Source organism: Nocardiopsis exhalans (genome assembly GCF_024134545.1).
GTDB lineage: Bacteria > Actinomycetota > Actinomycetes > Streptosporangiales > Streptosporangiaceae > Nocardiopsis > Nocardiopsis exhalans.
The window spans coordinates 3067856-3087299 of the sequence record NZ_CP099837.1; the positions used below are offsets into that span (position 1 = coordinate 3067856).

Annotated in this window: 18 protein-coding genes and 1 pseudogene; 12 read left to right on the forward strand and 7 right to left on the reverse strand. The window is 69.2% G+C overall.

Features of this window, described 5'->3' with window-relative positions; genetic code table 11:
* Positions 1 to 10: 10 nt before the first annotated feature.
* The gene (locus NE857_RS13590; protein WP_254421321.1) at positions 11 to 724 is read right to left on the reverse strand and encodes a tripartite tricarboxylate transporter TctB family protein; all 714 of its coding nucleotides are present in this window, start codon (positions 722 to 724) and stop codon (positions 11 to 13) included.
* Positions 721 to 1770 carry a tripartite tricarboxylate transporter substrate binding protein gene (locus NE857_RS13595; protein WP_254421322.1) on the reverse strand — a complete coding sequence of 350 codons (1050 nt, stop codon included), beginning with the start codon at positions 1768 to 1770 and terminating at the stop codon, positions 721 to 723. The genes NE857_RS13590 and NE857_RS13595 overlap by 4 nt, the downstream gene beginning before the upstream one ends.
* A 172-nt stretch (positions 1771 to 1942) precedes the next feature.
* On the opposite strand from NE857_RS13595, the gene NE857_RS13600 reads away from it, so the two are divergent.
* From NE857_RS13600 to thyX, 5 genes are all read left to right on the forward strand, one after another.
* Complete coding sequence (locus NE857_RS13600) at positions 1943 to 3556, forward strand: sensor histidine kinase (protein WP_344012028.1); 1614 nt, start codon at positions 1943 to 1945, stop codon at positions 3554 to 3556.
* Positions 3547 to 4266: a response regulator gene (locus NE857_RS13605; RefSeq protein WP_254421324.1), complete on the forward strand. Its 720-nt coding sequence runs from the start codon at positions 3547 to 3549 to the stop codon at positions 4264 to 4266. Before NE857_RS13600 ends, NE857_RS13605 begins: the two co-directional genes overlap by 10 nt.
* Positions 4267 to 4512: 246 nt before the next feature.
* Positions 4513 to 6798 carry an anthranilate synthase component I gene (locus NE857_RS13610; RefSeq protein ID WP_254421325.1) on the forward strand — a complete coding sequence of 762 codons (2286 nt, stop codon included), beginning with the start codon at positions 4513 to 4515 and terminating at the stop codon, positions 6796 to 6798.
* 148 nt (positions 6799 to 6946) lie between these two features.
* Positions 6947 to 7090, forward strand: a complete 144-nt coding sequence (locus tag NE857_RS13615; protein WP_254421326.1) for a GPGG-motif small membrane protein — start codon at positions 6947 to 6949, stop codon at positions 7088 to 7090.
* A gap of 270 nt (positions 7091 to 7360) precedes the next feature.
* On the forward strand, positions 7361 to 8158 hold the full coding sequence (thyX, locus tag NE857_RS13620; RefSeq protein WP_254421327.1) for an FAD-dependent thymidylate synthase: 798 nt from the start codon (positions 7361 to 7363) through the stop codon (positions 8156 to 8158).
* A gap of 83 nt (positions 8159 to 8241) precedes the next feature.
* Here the strand turns inward: thyX and NE857_RS13625 are convergent, their stop codons facing one another.
* From NE857_RS13625 to NE857_RS13635, 3 genes are all read right to left on the reverse strand, one after another.
* The gene (locus NE857_RS13625; RefSeq protein ID WP_254421328.1) at positions 8242 to 10158 is read right to left on the reverse strand and encodes a tetratricopeptide repeat protein; all 1917 of its coding nucleotides are present in this window, start codon (positions 10156 to 10158) and stop codon (positions 8242 to 8244) included.
* Between the two features lie 182 nt (positions 10159 to 10340).
* On the reverse strand, positions 10341 to 10901 hold the full coding sequence (locus tag NE857_RS13630; protein WP_254421329.1) for a DUF6879 family protein: 561 nt from the start codon (positions 10899 to 10901) through the stop codon (positions 10341 to 10343).
* Positions 10898 to 11116: a hypothetical protein gene (locus NE857_RS13635; protein ID WP_254421330.1), complete on the reverse strand. Its 219-nt coding sequence runs from the start codon at positions 11114 to 11116 to the stop codon at positions 10898 to 10900. The genes NE857_RS13630 and NE857_RS13635 overlap by 4 nt, the downstream gene beginning before the upstream one ends.
* 345 nt (positions 11117 to 11461) lie before the next feature.
* Here NE857_RS13635 and NE857_RS13640 point away from each other — a divergent pair, with 345 nt between their 5' ends.
* The 3 genes and pseudogenes from NE857_RS13640 (at position 11462) to NE857_RS13650 (ending at position 13434) form a co-directional block, all read left to right on the forward strand.
* Entirely contained in the window at positions 11462 to 11686 is a 225-nt protein-coding gene (locus NE857_RS13640) for a type I restriction-modification system subunit M N-terminal domain-containing protein (RefSeq protein WP_254421331.1), read from the forward strand.
* A gap of 158 nt (positions 11687 to 11844) precedes the next feature.
* Positions 11845 to 12647: pseudogene (locus NE857_RS13645) on the forward strand (HARBI1 family protein).
* Between the two features lie 46 nt (positions 12648 to 12693).
* Positions 12694 to 13434 (forward strand): reverse transcriptase domain-containing protein, encoded by a 741-nt coding sequence (locus NE857_RS13650; RefSeq protein WP_363319946.1) that lies wholly within the window; start codon positions 12694 to 12696, stop codon positions 13432 to 13434.
* 344 nt (positions 13435 to 13778) lie between these two features.
* On the opposite strand, the gene NE857_RS34220 is transcribed toward NE857_RS13650, so the two are convergent.
* Positions 13779 to 14294 (reverse strand): AAA family ATPase, encoded by a 516-nt coding sequence (locus tag NE857_RS34220; protein ID WP_344014115.1) that lies wholly within the window; start codon positions 14292 to 14294, stop codon positions 13779 to 13781.
* Between the two features lie 208 nt (positions 14295 to 14502).
* Between NE857_RS34220 and NE857_RS13665 the strand changes: the two genes are divergently transcribed.
* The 4 genes from NE857_RS13665 to NE857_RS13680 all read left to right on the forward strand — a co-directional run bounded on the left by NE857_RS13665 (position 14503) and on the right by NE857_RS13680 (position 19061).
* Positions 14503 to 15510, forward strand: a complete 1008-nt coding sequence (locus tag NE857_RS13665; protein ID WP_254421333.1) for a PRC and DUF2382 domain-containing protein — start codon at positions 14503 to 14505, stop codon at positions 15508 to 15510.
* A gap of 115 nt (positions 15511 to 15625) precedes the next feature.
* A complete protein-coding gene (locus NE857_RS13670; protein WP_254421334.1) occupies positions 15626 to 16810 on the forward strand; it encodes an amidohydrolase in 1185 nt (394 codons plus the stop codon).
* 126 nt (positions 16811 to 16936) lie between these two features.
* Complete coding sequence (locus tag NE857_RS13675) at positions 16937 to 18181, forward strand: right-handed parallel beta-helix repeat-containing protein (protein ID WP_254421335.1); 1245 nt, start codon at positions 16937 to 16939, stop codon at positions 18179 to 18181.
* A 379-nt stretch (positions 18182 to 18560) separates the two neighbouring features.
* Positions 18561 to 19061: an SRPBCC family protein gene (locus tag NE857_RS13680; RefSeq protein ID WP_254421336.1), complete on the forward strand. Its 501-nt coding sequence runs from the start codon at positions 18561 to 18563 to the stop codon at positions 19059 to 19061.
* Here NE857_RS13680 and NE857_RS13685 read toward each other — a convergent pair.
* A complete protein-coding gene (locus NE857_RS13685) occupies positions 19026 to 19439 on the reverse strand; it encodes a hypothetical protein (protein WP_254421337.1) in 414 nt (137 codons plus the stop codon). The two genes, NE857_RS13680 and NE857_RS13685, sit on opposite strands and share 36 nt — an antisense overlap.
* Between the last annotated feature and the right edge of the window lie 5 nt (positions 19440 to 19444).

The following is a 19444-nucleotide window of genomic DNA, read 5'->3' on the forward strand; positions in this document are numbered from 1 at the left end:
TTGGTTCAGGTCAGAAGGGAAGCGGTCCGCTCGGCAGCGCCACGCCGAGGCCCCAGGTCATGCCCGCGTAGAGGGCGAACGGCAGGCCGAGGGCGACCGTGGCGGTGGCCAGGTGGCGTCGGTAGCCGAGGTACCAGGTCATCGACCCCAGGTAGAGGGCGGTGGACAGGATGAAGCCGAGGGGTTCGAACAGGGCGACGTAGAGGCACAGGGCGCCGACGAACAGCCCGGTCTCCAACCGGGAGTCGTTGAGGCGGCCCAGCCGGGTTCCGGCCTCGCCGGCCGGCCCCGGGGTCTCGGCCGGCTCCAGAGTCTCGGGCTGGTCGGGCCTGCTGTCGGCTCCCTCCCCGGTGGCGCTGTCGGTCTCGGAGCCGGGGGCGGTCGACTCCGCGGTCCCGGACCCGGTCTCGGACGGCGCCTCCCGGACCGGGGCGCGCTGGAAGAACAGCAGCACGGCCAGTACCAGCAGGACCACACCCAGCCAGCGCGGCAGGGTGGAGGGCTGGACCGGGACGCTCACCGCCGTGTAGTCGGGCATCTGGAAGGCCAGCACCAGGTAGCCGACCGCGAACAGCCCGATCGCGGCGCCCAGGGTCCGGGGAGAGAACACGAACGCCCTCTCCGCCGGGACCGCGGCGGCCGGTCCCCGGGTACGCCGGGGGCGGCGCCCGGCCGCCCCCTCCTCGGACGCGCCGCCGGAGCGCGCCGTGGTCTCGTTGCTCACTGGAGGCCGACCTCCGTCAGGATCTCGGCGAACTCCTCGCGGGTCTGGTCCAGGAACGCGCCGAAGTCCTCGCTGCCCATGTACGCTTCGGTCCAGCCCAGACGCTCGGACTCCTCCTGCCAGGCCTCGGTCTCCACCATGTCCGCGAACAGGTTCTCGTAGTAGGCGACCTGCGCCTCCTCGAGCTCCGCGGGGGCCATGACGCCGCGCCAGATGTCGAACGTGAAGTCGATGTCCTGCTCCACCAGGGTCGGCACGTCAGGAAGGGCCGTGCCGCGCTCGGGCGAGGAGATGCCGACCGCGCGCATCTCGCCCGACTCCACCATGCCCAGGGCCTCTCCGGCTCCCGTGACGGCCGCGTCCACGTGGCCGCCCAGCAGCGCGGTCATGGCCTCGCCGCCGCCGTCGAAGGGGATGTAGTTGGCCTGGGACGGGTCGGTCCCGGCCGCCTCCAGCGCACCCGCCAGCGCGACGTGGTCCATGCTGCCCGGGCCGGATCCGCCGCCGATGCTGAAGCCGCCGGAGTCCACCTCCGAGGTCAGGTCGTCGAAGGTCTCGATGGGTGAGTCGGCCTCCACCAGGTAGACCATGTAGTCGGTGGCCAGACGGGCGACCGGCGTGAAGTCGTCGTGGTCGTGGTCGGAGTCGCCGGCCATCGGCACCAGCAGGATGGGCGGGCTGGTCACGAACAGCTTGTGCGGGTCGCCGGCGTTGTTGGCGATGTAGCCCCAACCGATGGCGCCGCCGGCACCGGGCTTGTTGACCACCTGGAGGGACTGGTCGACCAGCCCCTCCTCCTCCAGCAGGCGGGCGCTGGTGCGGGCCAGGGTGTCCCAGCCGCCGCCGGTGGCGGCCGGGGCGGTGATCTCGATCGGTTTGGTCGGCGCCCAGGTCCCGTCCTCGCTCGCCCCGTCGGAGGAGCCGCAGGCGGCCAGCAGCACCGGCAGGGCGGCGCCGATCGCGGCAGCGCCCGTCATCCGGTTCCGAAGGGAAGGGGCCGAACCGGCGGCACGGGAACTGACGTGCGTCTTCGTCACGCGGAGCATGATTTCTCCGTAGGGGATTTGGCCGGGTATGTTCCGGTAGTCGAGTGATGCAACGCACAGGCAACCAGAGGGAAACCCCCGCGAGAAGTGTTGTGTCTTTTGTGCGGGCAATGGTGGTAAGGAATGTTGTGGTCGTTGTGTTCACGGTCACACCGGAGTCGGGGTGGGAATCGTGGTCACGGCGCGTCGGACGACGCTGGCAGGGCAGTTCCTCGCCCTGCAGCTGGGCATCGTCGTCATCGTGCTGGTGATGGTGGCCGCCGTGTCCCTGGCCCAGTCCGACGCCCGCCTGCGCCAGACCGAGGCCAGGCGCATGCTCTCGGTCGCCGAGAGCACGGCCGCCCGCGACACCGTCCGGGCCGGTCTGGGGGAGCCGGGCGGCTGGGACGTCCTCGCCCCGACCGCGGAGGGCGTGCGGGTACTCTCCGGCGCCGACCACCTGGTCATCCACGACCGGGACGGGCAGGCCCTGACCCTGGACCCGGGACCGGAGGCCGGCGGCTCCCAGAACGACCCGGGTGTCGCGTCCGCGCTGCTGGGACGGGCCTGGTCCGGGGTGAGCCAGACCAACGGGCAGCGGACCGTGGCCGCGGCCGTACCCGTCATCGGGGAGGGCGGAGAAGTCCTCGGCGCGGTGGTCGCGGGCATGGACTACCCCAGTACCGGGGAGCTGCTGGTCCTGGCCACCCCGAACCTCCTGGTCTACCTGGGCATCGCCAGCGTGCTCGGCGTGGCCGGATCCCTGCTGCTGTCGCGCCGCGTCAAACGCCAGACACTCGGGCTGGAGCCCGACCAGATCACCCGGCTCGTGAAACACCGCGAGGCCATGCTGTACGGAATCAAGGAGGGCGTCCTGGGCCTGGACGCCGACGACCGCGTCACCCTGGTCAACGACGCCGCGGTCCGCCTGCTCGGTCTGCCGGCCGACAGCGTGGGCGCCGCCCTGGCCGAGCTCGGCGTGCCCGGTGACCTGGAGGAAGTCCTGCGGGGCCGGGTGCGGGGGCGCGACGCCGTCGTGGTCCTGGGCGACCGGCTGGTCGCCCTCAACCGCATGCCCCTGGAGAACGACGGACGCCCGGCCGGGTCGGTGACCACCATGCGTGACCGCACCGACCTGGTCGAACTCCAGCACGAGCTGGACACCAGCAAGACCACCACCGAGACCCTGCGCGCCCAGGCGCACGAGTTCAGCAACCGGCTGCACGTCATCTCCGGACTGCTGGAGCTGCGAGAGCACGAGGAGGCGGCCAAGTACGTCCGCCTGGTGGGCGGCGCCCGCGCCCAGCTCAGCGCCGACGTCACCGCCCGGATCGGCGACCCGTCGCTCGCCGCGCTGCTCATCGCCAAGACCAGCCTGGCCGACGAACAGCGCACCCGGCTGAGCATCGCGCCGGCGACCAGGCTGGGGCCGGTGACGGAGGAGCTGTCCGACGACCTCGTCACGGTCGTGGGCAACCTGGTGGACAACGCGTTGGACGCGATCGCGCCGACCCACGCGAGCCCCGACCCGCCCTGGGTCGAGGTCGAGGTGGTCGGCGGCGGCGGTGAGCCGGTCCGCGTGGTGGTCCGCGACTCGGGGCCGGGGGTGCCCGGCGAACTCGCGGGCCAGGTGTTCCGGCACGGCTACACCACGAAGGACGGAACCGGGCGCAAGCGCGGTCTCGGGCTGGCGATCGTCGGCCTGGTGTGCGCGCGACGAGGCGGGGCGGCGACCGTCGCCGGTTCGGAGTTCACCGCCGTCCTGTACGAGAAACCAACCGAAGGAGGAGAGGACCGATGCCGGTGAGGACGCTCATAGTCGACGACGACTTCATGGTGGCCCGCGTCCACCGCGGTCTGGTGGAGCGCGTCCCCGGCTTCACCGTCGTGGGCGAGGCCCGCACCGGGGCCGAGGCCCTGGAGATGGTCGAGCGGCTGCGCCCCGAACTGGTCCTGCTCGACATCTACCTGCCCGACATGAGCGGCATCGACGTGCTGCGTGACCTGCGCGGGCCGGCCGGAGGCGAGGACCTGCCGGACGTGGACGTCCTGGTGATCACCGCCGCGCGCGACGGCGTGACCGTCCGCCAGGCGCTGCGCGGCGGCGCCGTCCAGTACCTCATCAAACCGTTCGAGCCGGCCGAGCTCACCGAACGGTTGCAGGAGTACGCCGGGCTGCGGCGCCACCTGGACGGTGAGGGAGCCGCGGACCAGGCCGCCGTCGACCGGGCCTTCGGAGCGGTCCGGCCCGCCGCCCGCTCCGCGAAGACGATGCCGAAGGGGCTGACGAGGCAGACCGCCGAACTCGTGGAGAGGACGCTGAGCGACCGGACCGCGACGGGGCGGGGGCAGGAGGAGGGCGGGATGTCGGCGACCGAGTGCGCCGCCGCCACGGGGGTCTCCAGGGTCAGCGCCCGCCGCTACCTGGAGTACTTCGTCGAGACGGGCCAGGTCGAGGTTCGGCTGCGCTACGGCACCGCGGGACGGCCCGAACGCCGCTACCACTGGTCGGGGTGAGGGCTGCCACGGGACGCGGGGTTCGCGGAAACGGTGGCTGGGGCCCGCACCAGGCGCTACACTCGGGCCCATGCGAACCAGCCCAGCCATCCAGGGACAGTGGTGGCGCCGCTCCTAGGCGGCGCACCGACAGTTCGCATTTCCCGAACACCGCAGCGACCGCCCCGGACCGGCGGTCGTTTTTCGCTTTTGGCGGCCCCGGCCGGTGATGACCACCCCGACCGCAGAGCGCCAAAAGGACCGGCCGTGAACCCCAGCGACGCACAGACCACCACGTACCGCACCCCGAGCGGCGTGACCGTCCACCGCAGCGCCACCCCCTGTGACCCCGAGATCCTCACCGAACTCGTCAGCTCGGTCGAGTACCGCCGCGGCGGCGTGCTCTCCTCGGGGATGGAGTATCCGGGCCGCTACGACCGCTGGCACCTGGGGTACGTGGACCCCTGCCTGGAGATCAGCACCCGGGGGCGCCGCGTCACCGCCACCGCCCTCAACGCCCGCGGGCGGGTCCTGCTCCCGGTCCTGGCCCAGGCGCTGGACACCGTGCCCGGGGTGAGTGAGCGCGAACAGGACGCCGACCACGTCGCCGTCACCGTGCCCGAGCCCGACCCCGACGCGTTCTTCACCGAGGAGGAGCGCAGTCGCCGCCCCAGCGTCTTCACCGCCCTGCGCGCCGTGGTCGCGGCCCTGCGCAGCCCCGAGGACTCCAATCTGGGCCTGTACGGCGCCTTCGGCTACGACCTCGCCTTCCAGTTCGAGCCGGTGGAGCGGCACATCGACCGCGACCCCGCCGACCGCGACCTGGTGCTGCACCTGCCCGACGCCATAGTGGTCCGCGACCGCAAGCGCGAGACCTGTGTGCGCTACACCTACGAGTTCACCGTTCCCGGCGACGCCGGAACAAAGGGCGACACCGACGGGGGTGAAGGGGCGCGCCCCGAGGCCACCACCGAGGGTCTGCCCCGCGAGACCGAACTCACCCCGCCGGTGGTCGCCACCGAGGTCCCGCCCGGCCCCCGGCCCGGCTCCTACGCCCAGGTGGTCGCCGAGGCCAAGAAGAAGTTCCGCCGCGGAGACCTCTTCGAGGTGGTCCCCGGGCACCGCACCTACGCCCGCTGCTCCTCACCGGCCCGCTTCTACGAACTGCTGCGCGACCGCAACCCCGCCCCCTACGAGTTCTTCTTCAACCTGGGCGAGGGCGAGTACCTGGTCGGCGCCTCCCCGGAGATGTTCGTGCGGGTCAGCGGTGAGCCCGGCACCGGCCAGCGGGTGGAGACCTGCCCGATCTCCGGCACCATCCGCCGCGGTGAGGACGCGCTCGGCGACGCCGAGAACATCCAGGAGCTTCTCTCCTCGGTGAAGGAGAAGTCCGAGCTCACCATGTGCACGGACGTGGACCGCAACGACAAGTCGCGCGTGTGCGAGCCGGGCAGCGTCAAGGTGATCGGCCGCCGCCAGATCGAGATGTACTCGCGCCTCATCCACACCGTGGACCACATCGAGGGCACCCTGCGCCGCGACTTCGACGCCTTGGACGCCTTCCTCACCCACATGTGGGCGGTCACCGTCACCGGTGCGCCCAAGACCTGGGCGATGCGTTTCATCGAGCAGCACGAGACCAGCCCCCGCCGCTGGTACGGCGGCGCCGTCGGGGTGGTCAACTTCGACGGCTCCATGAACACCGGGCTCACCCTGCGCACCGCGCACATCCGCGACGGGGTGGCGGCCGTACGTGTGGGCGCGACCCTGCTCTACGACTCCGACCCCGAGGCGGAGGAGAAGGAGACCTTCCTCAAGGCCCGCGCGCTGCTGGAGACCCTCGCCCAGGGCGAGGAGGCCCTGGCGGCGGAGGAGAGCGCTGACACGGCGGCGTCCGCGCCGGAGGGGACCGAGACCGGAACCGGGCCCGCCGCCCCGGCCGAGCTCCCGGGTTCGGGGATGAAGGTCCTGCTGGTGGACCACGAGGACTCCTTCGTGAACACCCTCGCCGACTACGTGCGCCGCCACGGGGCCGAGGTGACCACCGTCCGCTACGGTTTCGACCCCTCGCTCCTGGACCGGCTCGCCCCCGACCTCGTCGTCCTCTCGCCCGGCCCCGGTCTGCCGGCGGACTTCGCGATGTCGGGTCTGCTGGACGCGCTGTCCGCCCGCGAACTGCCGGTGTTCGGGGTGTGCCTGGGCCTGCAGGGCATGGTCGAGCACGCGGGGGGAGAGCTTCGGACCCTGGACGAGCCGGTGCACGGCAAGCCCGGCCGCGTCCGGGTCTTCGGCGGTCGCCTGCTGTTCGGGATGGGTGAGGGGGGCGCCTTCCCGGCCGCCCGCTACCACTCCACGTACAGCACGCCCGATCTGGTGAAGAACTTCGAGGTCACCGCGGTCCTGGACGGGGAGACCGGCGAGGAGCCCGTGGTGATGGCGATCGAGGACCCGGCGGCCCGCTGGTACGCGGTGCAGTTCCATCCGGAGTCGATCCTGACCGCCAGCGTCGGCGAGGGCATCGTCTCCCGGGTCCTGGAGCTCGCCAAACGCTGACCCGGGAATCTCGAACTCGGGGAAACGCGGTCCGCGCGTGAGAGATCCGACGCGTGCGGACCGCCTCTCACCAGCACGGGAGAGATTCATTCCCGAAACCTTGCCGTGAACGAAGTTTGATCAATCCGTTAGCGGACAGGGGTTGTGTATGAGTATTTTGCTGCTAATCCTCGGAATCATCCTTATCGTCTCCGGCGTGTTGGGCGTCCTGCGCGGCCAGCTCCTCTGGGGCATCGTCCTCATCGTGGTCGGAGTCATCCTTTCGCCCGGTGGATTCGTCCTCGGCCTCTAACGAGCGTCCGAATCCTCCCAACGAGCACCGTTCCCCTACAGGGCCAGCGAGGGGCCGGGTGCCCGACCGCGCTCATACGCGGGTCAGGCACCCGGCCCCTCGGCCTTTTCCCAGTTCTCACACAGGTGCCCAGGCCCTACCCCGGCCCTGGACGTGTACCCTCGGGGGAGGTCAATCGGCCCAGTCCCACACACGCTCCCGTGCCCCGGAAAACCCTGGTCATGGCCTTGACGTGTGCCCTGGGGCGGGGAGCTGCGAGAAGAGGTTTCTGTGAAGAAGGTCGAGCCCCAGGTCCGCCTGGTTGCACGTCCGCAGGTGGACTACGACGCGATCGCCGACTACCTCAAGGAGGTCGGCGGCGAGGCGTGGTTGGAGCGCTTCGACCGGGGCGATCTGGACGCCCACCTCAACGACCCGCAGAATCTCGCCGAGTTCGCCGGGCGCCTGTGCTACCGCTCCTGGGAGCCGGGTCTGAACCCGAACGTCACCCGGGTGCGCAAGGACCAGGACGCCTACCTCGGCAACATCCTGGCCAGCCTGCACGGTTCGGTCCTGGAGCACGTCAGCTTCAGCTTCGTGCTGCACAACGTCTCCCGGGTGCTCACCCACGAGCTCATCCGGCACCGGCCCGGCGTGGCCGTCTCGCAGGAGTCGCTGCGCTTCGTGCGCCTGACCGACCTGCCGTTCTGGTTCCCCGACTGGGCCGAGGAGGACCCGGAGCTGATGGAGCGCGCCACCGCGATGCTTCAGCAGATGGAGGAGTTCCAGTTCTGGATGGCCGAGCACTTCGGGCTGGACGACGAGGGCGTGAAGTTCGCGGAGAAGAAGCACAAGACCTCCTTCATGCGCCGCTTCGCCCCCGAGGGCGTGGCGACCGGCCTGGTATGGACCGCCAACGTGCGCACCCTGCGCCACACCCTGGAAGCCCGTACCGCCCCCGGCGCGGAGGAGGAGATCCGTCTGCTGTTCAACCAGATCGGCGAGACCCTCAAGGCCGAGGCCCCGGCGCTCTTCGGTGACTACACCGTCGAGGACGGCGTCTGGGTGCCCCAGCACCGCAAGGTCTGATCCCGGTGGTGTGAACGCGCACAACTGAGCTGAACACCGGAGCGCCCGCCCCTGACTCTCGGGGCGGGCGCTCCGTACTGCTGTCAGGCATCTAGGCTTCTCAGCCGCTCCTCCACCTCACGAGTACGCGGGTCGCCGTGGTCCCGGAAGTAGTCCAGGGCGGCTGCCCAGGCCTCACGTGCCCGCTCCGGCTCATTCAGCTCGGCATGCGTCCCACCAAGGCCGAGTAGCGCTACCGCTCGGCTGTCGTCGTCCTCACGCCTGTCGAAGGCCGTTATCGCGGCTTGGTACTCAAGGACGGCCTCAGCGGCATGGCCTGTAGCGGTGAGGATCCGACCCAGAGAACAGCGGGCCCAGGCCACGCTCGACTCGGCGCCGATCTCCTCGAAGGCGTCGACCGCCGCGCGGCAGTGGGCGAGGGCCTCCTGCCAACTCCTCGAATCAGCGCAGAAATCGGCCAGGCTGAGCAGGGACATTGCTTCGCCTTGCCGTTCGCCCGCCTCCTGAAAGATCGCACGGGAGAGCTCCACGTTCTTCACGGTATCGGCGCCCCGATCGCCGCGCTGCCAAGCCACCAGAGCGAGCTGCCGGAGCGCAAACCCCTGCACCCAGCGGTCGCTGCTTTTCAGCGCTTGCTGGTAGTGATGCTCGGCCGTTTCGAGGTCTTCCTGGAGCCACAGGGCGTCGCCCATCCCCAAGTGGTTGCGGGCCAATCCGAACGCATCTTCGGCGTCCTCCGCCGCTCTCAGCCCGATCCTGTGCAGGTCAACCCACGCGTGCCAGTGCCGATGCGCCTCGAACAGGGGGTAGACGCTGGCGGGCAGGCGCCAGGCGGTGTCGTAATGGCCGTGTTCCAGAGCGGCTTCCGTCGCAGCGATGAGGTTTGTTCGCTCGGTCTCGAACCAGGACAGCGCTTCCTCGAGAGAGGCGAAGTCGGGAAGGTCCTGTGGCGTCTCGTCTCCGGGTACCACGGGGAAGTGCGGGTGCTCGGCCAACTGGGCTCGGGACGCGGCGTGTGTGTACCACCGTGCGAGCTGTCCGATGCTCTCGGATACAGAATCGTCCCCGTCCTCAGCACGAACCCGTTCCCCGACGTACAGACGGACCAGATCGTGCAGGCGGTAGCGGTCAGGGTGTGGGCGTTCCACGAGGTTGGCCCGCTTCAAACGATCCAGAAGCCTACGGGCTTCGGTGCTCGGGACACTGGTGATCGCCGCTGCGGCCGCTATGGAGAACTCCGCTCCTGGATGCGGCCCGAGGCGGCGGAAGAATCGGGCGGTCTCGGTGTCCAGACCCTGGTAGGAAGCGGTCATCACGGCACGTAGATCACTCAGTTCGTCTTCTTCCGCGAGAGCGTCCAGACGAGACTCTTCTGCAGCCAGTTCGTTCACCAGATCAGCCACCGCGGTCTCTGGCCGTTCGATGAGCCGTTCGGCAGCCACCCTGAGTGCCAGTGGTAGGCGTGCACAGTGCTTGGCCAGGCTGCGCGCGGCTTCCCGCTCGGAATCCACACGGGTGCCGATGGTGACCCGCAGTAGGTCCACCGAGTCGGTGAGGGGAAGGACCCCCAGAGGCAGACGTTCGGCGCCGTCACGCGCGACCAACCCCGGTAATGTGCTCCGGCTGGTCACCACGACCATGCTGCCGGATGAGGCTGGCAGAAGGGGTCGTACCTGTGCCGGATCGAGCACGTCGTCGATGACGATCAGAAGGCGCTTGCCGTGCACCTCTGAGCGGTAGAGAGCCGAGCGGCCGTCCAGGTCCAGGGGGATACGGTCAGAGGCCACCCCGAGGCTTCTCAGAATTGCGTCGAGCGCTTGAGAAGCTTGTGCACGTGGTCCGGGTGCATGACTATGCATGCTGACGTAGAGATCCCCGTCCGGAAAGCGGACGCGTGCCCGATGGGCCCAGTGCACGGCCAATGCGCTCTTACCGACACCGGGCGGTCCGGCCAGAACCGCGACCGGTACACCCGATTCCTGTGCTGTCAGCGCGTCCAACCGCCGCAGTTGAGCCTCGCGATCCACGAACCCTTTTGGTGGTAGTGGAAGCTGGCGTGGAACGGCGGTGGTTCGGGATGTTCCCGAGGCGATGTGGACGTCACCGTGCACGGCCCCCGTCTGCAACAAAGCTTCTGGAGCACCGTGCACGGTGTTGGTGGTTCTTTGGTGCTCGCTGTCCGTCACAGGGGTCGCATGTCGGTGTCGAAGTGTCTTTCGTATTCAGTGAAAGGTGTGGCCAGATGCAGTGCTCGGTCACGTACGACGTTGGCTCGCACGATCTCGTCGGGAGCGGTCACCAGCTCAGGTGTGAGCATGGTTCCGTCCGAGGCGTAGTTCATGCGCACCAGATGCTCCGAGTCGAACAGCCAGTAGTCGGATCGGGGGATGCCTGCGGGCCAAGAACCTTCGCTGACCGGCAGGACATTGACGTCCTCACCAGCTTTGACGTTGGTGCGGTAGGCCCACACGCACTCGAACCGCAGGTAGTCCGTGAGGGGTTCAACCACCACATGAACACGGTGAAAGCGTCGCCTGCCACCAACGATGCGAGCCCACTCCTGGTGGGACGAGGTGGTGATGACCTCTCCGTCGGTCAGGAACCGGCGAAAAGCCTCTTCCTCGTAGCTGACGTCATAGACCTGGAGCGTCTCCAACCGGAAGGCGGTGTAGCGGCAATCTTCGAAGAATTGATCGAACTCAGCTTCGCTGACCGGACGAGCACTGGCCTGCGGAGAGGTCACACATTCCTCCGCTGGTACTGCTCGACGGCGGCGAGCACGATCTCGGGTGAGATACGCACAGCGGTCTCCCCTGGCAGAGGATTGGCCAGCTTCGCGAAGTCGGTGGCGGCAAGGCCGGCGCCCTGAACGACGAACTCGCCGGTGTCAGTGATGTAGACGGAGGGGCAGCCCTTGATCCCGGACTTGTCGTCCTTGGCTAGCAATTCCAGTTCCATGTGTCTCCGCTCAGGCCTCAACGGAACGATCCCGGACCCTGAAGTTAACACGAGAGCCCCTGCCCTGTAAGGCTTCTGGTCGCCAGCGGTCTACCCTTCCAGGTACCTTCGGCGGATCCGTTCCGCTTCGTCCCCATCACCCTCACGCGACGCACGTACCAGCTGCTTGATGTCGGCTGCCGCGAGCGTGTCAGGCAACGTTCGCCCCTGTACTGAGCGCTCAGTACTGTCGCTGTCCCTTTCTTGCTCCATGCTTTCCAGCAGACCACACACACGGCGGCTACGGGGGTGCTTCGGGGCTCTTCGTGCCGAGGGTGCGTCTGCGCCCGGTGCTACCGTTTTTGTGTGCTCAGTGCTGAACTGAAGAACCGGATCGATCGCCTCTGGGATGCCTTTGACGCTGAGGGCATGTCCAACTCACGAGAGGTGATCGAGCAGATCACCTACCTGATGTTCATCCGCCGCCTCGATGACCACGAAACGCGCAATGAGGCCAAGGCCCGGTGGGGCGCGGCTCCGCCGATGATCTTCCCCCAAGGCGACGGCCAGAGACTGAGCCTTTCTGAGTAAGCATGACTCACTCACAGTGACGGTCGTTGGGGTGGGAACCTGAGAAGATCAACCCCAACCCAGTCCCGCACAGCAACGAAGCCCCTGGTACAGGTGATATTGCGACGTATCACCGACCGAACCAGAGGCCTCGCTTGTCCCACATTACCTACACCTGTGTGCTCGATGTCGACCGCCCAACCGCCGAGTTCGTCTCCCGGCAGCTGGCCGCCCACCGGCGCACCCTCGGTACCCGAAGCGGCACCCGGGCGCTGGGACCCTTCAAACAGGCCGTGCTCGTCCTGCGCTGGTTCCTCGACGGCACCCGCCCCGCTCAACTGGCCACCGACAACGCCATCAGCACCAGCACGGTCTACACCTACCTGCACGAGGGCATCGACGTCCTGGCCGCACACGCCCCAGACCTGGAACAAGCCCTCATCCAGGCCAGGAAGGCCGGACTGAGTCACCTGAACCTGGACGGGACCGTGGTGCGCACCGACCGGGTGTCCACCCCGGGCCCCAACGGGGCTGACCTTTGGTGGTCGGCAAGCACAAACACCACGGCGGCAACGTCCAGGTGCTCTCGACCCCGGACGGGTGGCCGCTGTGGACCTCGCAGGTCCGGCCTGGGCGTGAGCACGACACCACCTGCGCGAAAGCCGAAACCGACTTGCTGCCCGCGCTGGAGAAGGTGGCCACCGACCAGGGTCTGCTCACCCTCACCGACCTGGGCTATGAGAACCTCAGCCCTGCCATCCGGCATCCGGTGAAGAAACCCGCAGGCCAGGAGCTGACCGGTGACCAGAAGGCCTACAACCAGCTGATCCGTGGAGTGCACGGGGTCGCAGAACGCGCCAACTCCCTACTCAAGACCACCTTCAAAGCACTACGGCGGGTGAGCCTTGACCCCTGGCGCATCGGCGCGATCACCCTCGCCGCACTGGTCCTGCTCCAGCTCGAACACGACCGCACCACCTGACCGATACTCACCCACGGTCACAAACCGTTACCCGGAAAGGCTCATTTTGTATGTCAAGCGGTGGCTTGCCGCCCCCATGCAACGGCCTGACGGCTCGCAAGCCGAACGGGACCGTGGGACCCCCCAGGGGTCGGCGGTTTCACCCGTGCTGGCCAACCTGTTCTTGCACTATGCGTTCGACGAGTGGATGGACCGGCGGTTCCCGTCGGTGCCGTTCGAGAGGTACGTCGATGATGCGGTGGTGCACTGTCGCAGTGAGAGCCAGGCCAGGATGCTGGTCTCGGCGATCGAGCAACGGATGGAACAGGTCGGGCTAAGGCTTCACCCGGACAAGACCCGGATCGTCTACTGCAAGGACGGAAAGCGCAAGGGCTCTTTCGAGCACACAGCGTTCGACTTCCTGGGGTTCACGTTCCGGGCACGGGCAGTTCGCAGCAGACATGGGACCGTGTTCACGGGCTTCGGCCCGGCGGTCTCCAAGACCGCCATGCGGAAGATGAGCGAAACGGTGCGATCCTGGCGGTTGCACCGCCGCACCCCCTTCTCCGAGCAGGACCTCGCACGGTGGCTCAATCCGATCGTGTCAGGGTGGATGAACTACTACGGCCGGTTCTATCGGTCGGAGCTTTATCCGCTGCTCAGGCGCATCAACGTCTACCTGGTGCGCTGGATGAGGAAGAAGTACAAACGGCTGAGGACCTTCAAGAAAGCGCACGCCGCATGGCAGCGCACGGCCGGCCAGTACCCGCGCTTCTTTGCGCACTGGCGGTGGGTCCCGGAGTTCTGACGGCGAGGTTGAGAAGAGCCCGGTGACGGGAGACTGTCACGCCGGGATCTGTGGGAGCCCGGAGGTGAGATTCCTCCGGGCGACCCGACTACGTCTGCTCGCATCCAGGTGCCACTCGTCCGGCCCGGCGGGGATCCGAAAATCACCCTGCTCCGCAGAGATCATTTCGCTGAGAAAACCTCAGTGCCGCGTCCGGGCATGCCCTCCGCACCTGGGTGAGCGCCTCGGCCAGGTTCGCCATCGCCGAGGCTGCCTGGTGTTTGCCGGTTTCCGGAGCACAGGAGAGTTCGTTGAGGAAGAGCAGGATCATAGTGAGTGATCTCCGATGAGGGGAACGGCGAGGGTCAGCTGAGCAGGCGCAGGACCGCGTTGTCCCACTCGTCGAAGAAGCCGTCGGGCCACTGGGAGAGCATCCCGTCCGGGCCGATCGCAGGGCTGGTGATCTCCGTGGCTCCGGTTCCCTGGTTACGGAAGTAGTGGAGTGCCACGGATTCTGGGGGCAGCTCACCTTCCTTCACGGCCAACCGCAGGCCATTCAGGATGTGGTCGCTGTGGGTCTCCACGATCAACTGTGCTCCCGCAGAGGCAGCCCGAGCCAGGAGGAAAGCGATCTGGGTTTGCCCTCGGGGATGCAGGTGCGCTTCCGGGTTCTCCAGGAGCAGGAGTGCCCCAGGCTTGGCGGTCAGGCAGGCCACGATGATCGGCAGGGTGTAGGTCAGGCCGAAGCCGACATTGGTGGGCCGCCTGGGATTGGACGCGGACAGTCCAGCTCGCCCTCCGAAACCGTAGCTCAGCCTGAGCAGGTCAGCGCCATCGATTCCAGTGGTGTCCAGGTTGACTCCTGGACTGATCTCCCCCAGTCAGGCCTCGGCTGATACCAACAGGAGGCCAAAGGGACGTCACTGGCTGATGACGGGGAAAGGCCCAGGTCAAATGGGAGGTCTAGGGTCGGTGCTTCCTCGTGCACGGAGTGGGGTGGAGATCTGTACTCGCGCTGGGGCCGGGTAGAGGCGGGGAGTGAACCGGGGGAGTATGCCCCCGCCGCCGTGAACCAGGAAGGGGTGCCCCGTGGCAGCCGAATTCGTACCCGAGGACCTCGTGGGCCACCGTGTGCTCGACACCGAAGGACACAACGTGGGGAAGATCAAGCAGGTCTTCCTCGACGACCAGACGGGCCGGCCGAGCTGGGTGTCCGTCCACACCGGACTGTTCGGCATGAAGGAGACCCTCGTCCCGCTCCAGGGAGCCCAACCGGTGGAGGAGGACATCCAGATCCCCTACGACAAGGCCACCGTGAAGGACGCGCCGCACGTCGACGCGGACCGGCACGTGTCCCCCGAGGACGAGGAGCTGGTGCGCGACTACTTCGCCCGGCAGGGCGGGTTCCCGCGGCAGGCGCAGGGGGAGCAGCGGTTGCCTGGGGGCGCCGGAGAGGCGGCCAACGACCAGCAGGGGGTCCCGCTCGGGCAGGAGATGCCCAAGTGGATGGGCGGTCCCGGGATCGCCGGCGGGGGCCGGGAGCGGGCCGAGGGCCCGGTGCCCGAGGGCCGGGGCGACGAGCCGGAGATGCACGGGAACGACCCGGCCGACGCCATGACCGAGAGCGGTCAGGCCCACGCCATGCCTCCGGCGGCCCACGGAGAGACCGCCGACCGCCACGCCAGTGAGCGTCTCGGGGGACCGGGTGGGGCCGACACCGAGGACATGTCGGTACTCCGGCACGAGGAGCAGGTGGACATCGGTGTCGAGCGGCGCGAGGGCGGGCAGGCGCGGATGCGCAGGCACGTGGAGACCGAGCGCTTCGACGAGACGGTCCCGCTGCACCACGAGGAGCTGGAGGTGGAGCGCCGCCCCATCACCGACCCCTCGCAGGTGACGGACACCGGTCACATGGAGGAGGACGAGGAGACCTTCACCCTCTACGAGGAGCGCCCGGTCGTCTCCAAGGAGGAGGTCCCGGTCGAGGAGATCCACGTCCGCAAGCGCGACGTCACCCGTGAGGAGCACGTCGAGGGCGAACTCCGCAAGGAGCACATCGAGTTCGACGGCGAGGACGGGGAGCCGCCCAGGTCCTGACCGGACCAGGGGCGCGACCGGTCCGCCCGCGACACCGAGTGGCCTCTCCGAGTGGAGGGGCCACTCTCTTTCTGGCATGCTCTGCTAGCGGTATACCAAAAGCGAGGAGGCTGCCATGGCTGAGCGGGGCCACACGACGATCTTCCGGAACGTTCGGCCGATGGGCGGGGACGCCGTCGACCTGGTCGTGGTCGACGGGCGGGTGTCGGCGGCGCGGGCGCAGGAGGAGGCCGAGGTGGTGGACTGCGGCGGACGGATCGCCCTGCCCACGCTCGTCGACGCGCACATCCATCCGGACAAGACCACCTGGGGCGAGCCCTGGCTCTCGCGCCGCCCGGCCGGCGGGATCGCCGAGCTGGGCGAGCAAGACGCCGAGGTCTTCCGGGACACCCCCACCCCGGTCGCCGTGCGGGCCGAACGGCTCATGGGCCACGCCGTCACCCGCGGCACCCGGGCCATGCGGGCCCACGCCGACATCGCCCCCGCCTACGGGCTGGAAGGCCTCCAAGGGGTCCGGGAGGCCGCCAAGCGACTGGAGCACGCCTTGGACGTGCGGATCGTCGCCTTCCCCCAGCACGGGGTCCGGCGCGCCCCCGGAACCGATTCCCTGTTGGAGGAGGCGCTGCGCACCGGGGCGGCCGACCTGGTCGGCGGGATCGACCCCGAGGGCTTCGACGGCGACCTCGACGGCCAGCTCGACCTCGTGTTCGGCCTGGCCGACCGGCACCGGGTCGGAGTCGACATCCACCTGCACGACGGCGGCCCCGTGGGCTCGCGCACGATGTGGGCGATCATCGACCGCACCCGGGCCCTTGACCTGGGCGGCAACGTGACGGTCAGCCACGCCTTCGGGATGACCGGGGCGGAGGAGGACTTCGACGCCCTTGCCGCGGCCCTGGGAGGGGCCGCAATCGCGCTCACCACCGTGGCGCCGAGCCCGGCCCGGGTCCTGCCCGTGGCGCGGCTGCGCGAACACGGGGTGCGGGTCGGGGTGGGCTCGGACGGTGTCCGCGACTCCTGGAGCCCCTTCGGTGACGCCGACATGCTGCACCGCGCGCACCTGCTGGCCAAGGCGTCGCGGGCCCGCCTCGACGAGCAGCTCTCGGACGCCTACCTCACCTCCGCGCACGACGGCGCGGCGCTGCTCGGCCTGGAACGGGCCGACTTCCAGCCGGGCGCCCCCGCGGACTTCCTCCTGGTGGAAGGCGAATGCCTGCCCCAGGTCGTGGTGGACCTGCCCGAACGCCATGCGGTCGTGCGCGCGGGCCGGGTCGTGGCCCGTGCGGGTCGCCTGGTCTGACCCCCGCATTTGGGCCGGTATCGGGAAAACGCTTTCCGTGCTAGCTTCCGGAACTCACCGTGCGGAATCCGTTCCGCACCGTGTTCGTGATCCCCAGCCCCCATGGGCCCGCACACGAGGAGCAGCATGAACCCCCACAGCAACCGAACACGTCCGCGCTGGGCCCTTCCCACCGCGTCCCTGGCCGTCCTCGCGGGACTGGGGGTGGCGGCGGCGACCCTCGTCCCGTCGGCCCCGCCCCCGGAGTCCGAACTCCAGAACGCTTCCGAGGACACCGCGGCCGCCGCGGAGGCCCCAGCCGAGACCACCGCCGAGGCCGCGGTCGAGTGCGGGACGGGAAGCTACCAGGCGGAGGCCGAACTGGACGGTTCGACCTGGACCGTGCGCAACGGCGGGGACGTCGTCCACGAGGGCCCCGACATGCTCACCGCCATGCGCTTCGCGGTCGACAGCCTCGACCCCGGGCGGATCTCCCAGGAGAGCGTGGTGGTCCGCGGGTCGGGGACCGTGCCCGGGGACGGTCCCCTCGACCTGCCCAGCCACACGTCCTTCGAGGTGTGCGGCACCATCGACGTGACCGGGTCTGTGAGCGCCGACAACGCCGCTGTGCGCATCCGCCGCGTCCAGGACGTGTCCGTGCCCCACCTGTCCCTGAGCGGCTCGCCCTACTTCGGGGTGTTCGTGCAGAGTGCCCAGGACATCCACTTCGGACAGGTCGACCTGAGCATGTCCGGCGGCCACGGCATGCGCATCGACAGCCGTGACAACGACAGCGTCAGGCAGGCCCGCGACATCAGCATCGACCACGTCCGGGTCTCGGGCACCGACAGCCACGGTGTGGAGACCTACGGCGTCGACGGGTTCACCGTGGGAACCGTCACGGCCCGGGACACCGGTTACTCGGGGCTGCTGCTCAACGACACCGAGAACGCCGACATCGGGCTGGTCGACGCGGAGAACGCGGGCGCGGGCACCGGTTACGCGGCCTTCCGCATGGCCAACCGCAACGGCAGGGTCGGGGACGACTACCCCGCCAACATCCGGGTCGGCGAGGTCCGCGCGCGCGGCGGCGGCCGCGGGGTCTTCTGCGTCTCGGAGAGCGGCGGGGCGGTCATTGAACACGTGGACATCTCCGGGACCGGCGGCAACGCGGTCCTGATCGAGAACTGCCACAACGTCACCCTCGCGGGAGGGACCGTCGAAGGGCCGGGCGACATCCGGCTCGCCGCCCGGGGCGAGTTCGCCAACACCTCGGGTATCACCCTGGAGAACCTGACCGTCGTGGACACGGCGGTCAACGAACAGCCGTGCGCAGAGGGGACCGTCGTCCGGGACATCACCTGGCAGAACAGCCAGGACAACACCTGCTGATCCCCGGCCGGAGGCGTCCGGAACCGAGAACGCGCGACAGGCCTCCGGGCAAAAGAAATCTGAAAGCCTTGCGCGCTAGGTTCCTGGATGGGCAGACGCTCGGGAGGCGGTGACAACGCCGTGAACCCCGGCGGTGACGTGGACCCGGGCCCTGCCACCCGGGCGCCCTGAGCGGTCAGGACGGGACCGCTCCTACGTTCGGGCGGTCAGGACGGGACCGCCCGTGCACGTGGGGGCGGCGGTGGGTGTGAAGAGCGCCGACCGCCGCCCCGCCGCTGTGCGGCCCCTCCCGGTTCCCCTGAATGTCCCCGGTCCGCGTTATCGTCGGGCCCTGGCTATCGGCTGGCCCTGGTACGGGGCGTCTGAACGGGGTGGGTTCATGGAGCGGGAACGGCACGGAAGCGAACAGGGCGCGGGGAACGCGCGGGTCGACCGCGCCGAACGTGTCGTCGCGGCGCCGCCGGCGGCGGTCTACCGCGCGATGACCGACCCCGGGGCCCTGGAGGCATGGTTGCCCCCGGAAGGCATGACCGGCCGGATCGAGCGCTTCGACCCCTGGCCCGGCGGCGGCTTCCGGATGGTGCTGACCTATCTCGATCCCGGAACCGGGCAGGGCAAGACCACGGAGTCCACCGACGTCACCGAGGTCGGGTTCGTCGAACTACTACCCGACGAACGGATCGTCCAGCGCGTGGACTTCGCTTCGGAGGACCCCGACTTCTCCGGGACCATGACGATGACCTGGCGGCTCGCACCGGTCGACGGGGGCACCCGGGTGAGCGTCGAGGCGACCGGCGTGCCCCAGGGCATCACACCCGGGGACCACGCCGCCGGGCTCGGCTCCTCACTGGCCAACCTCGCCGCCCACGTCGAACCCTGACCCTCGGTACCCGAGTCCCCGGGCCCGGTCCAGGTGTGCGCGCAGCCGACGCTGCCCGTGTTGGCCGGCCTCGGCCTCACGCACCGGTTCCAGAGGGGCGTCGCGGTCGAGTCCACGGAGAACGGTGCCGAGGAGGAAGGCGACGGCGAGGGTGCCGCCGGGGACGAGAGCGACACCGGCGGCCAGGACCAGGACGGTGACGGCACCAGTGTCCGGCCCGGATGGGACCTGCTCGGACCGAGCCCTCCCGGGGAGGGGTTCCCGCCGGACCTCCCCCCGGCTCCCTCGCCAGGCTTCCCGGGTGTGTCCTCCCTGATCGGGGCAGTTGGGGCGCATAAGGTCGCACTTGTGGGCCGCCAGCACCGAGGGCGTCGGCACGGAGG

Excerpts from the sequence above, each read along its gene's own strand:
- NE857_RS13595 (WP_254421322.1), bottom strand. The coding sequence starts at position 1,770 with ATGCTCCGCGTGACGAAGACGCACGTCAGTTCCCGTGCCGCCGGTTCG.
- NE857_RS13605 (WP_254421324.1), top strand. The coding sequence starts at position 3,547 with ATGCCGGTGAGGACGCTCATAGTCGACGACGACTTCATGGTGGCCCGC.
- NE857_RS13615 (WP_254421326.1), top strand. The coding sequence starts at position 6,947 with ATGAGTATTTTGCTGCTAATCCTCGGAATCATCCTTATCGTCTCCGGC.
- NE857_RS13635 (WP_254421330.1), bottom strand. The coding sequence starts at position 11,116 with ATGGAACTGGAATTGCTAGCCAAGGACGACAAGTCCGGGATCAAGGGC.
- NE857_RS13670 (WP_254421334.1), top strand. The coding sequence starts at position 15,626 with ATGGCTGAGCGGGGCCACACGACGATCTTCCGGAACGTTCGGCCGATG.
- NE857_RS13675 (WP_254421335.1), top strand. The coding sequence starts at position 16,937 with ATGAACCCCCACAGCAACCGAACACGTCCGCGCTGGGCCCTTCCCACC.
- NE857_RS13680 (WP_254421336.1), top strand. The coding sequence starts at position 18,561 with ATGGAGCGGGAACGGCACGGAAGCGAACAGGGCGCGGGGAACGCGCGG.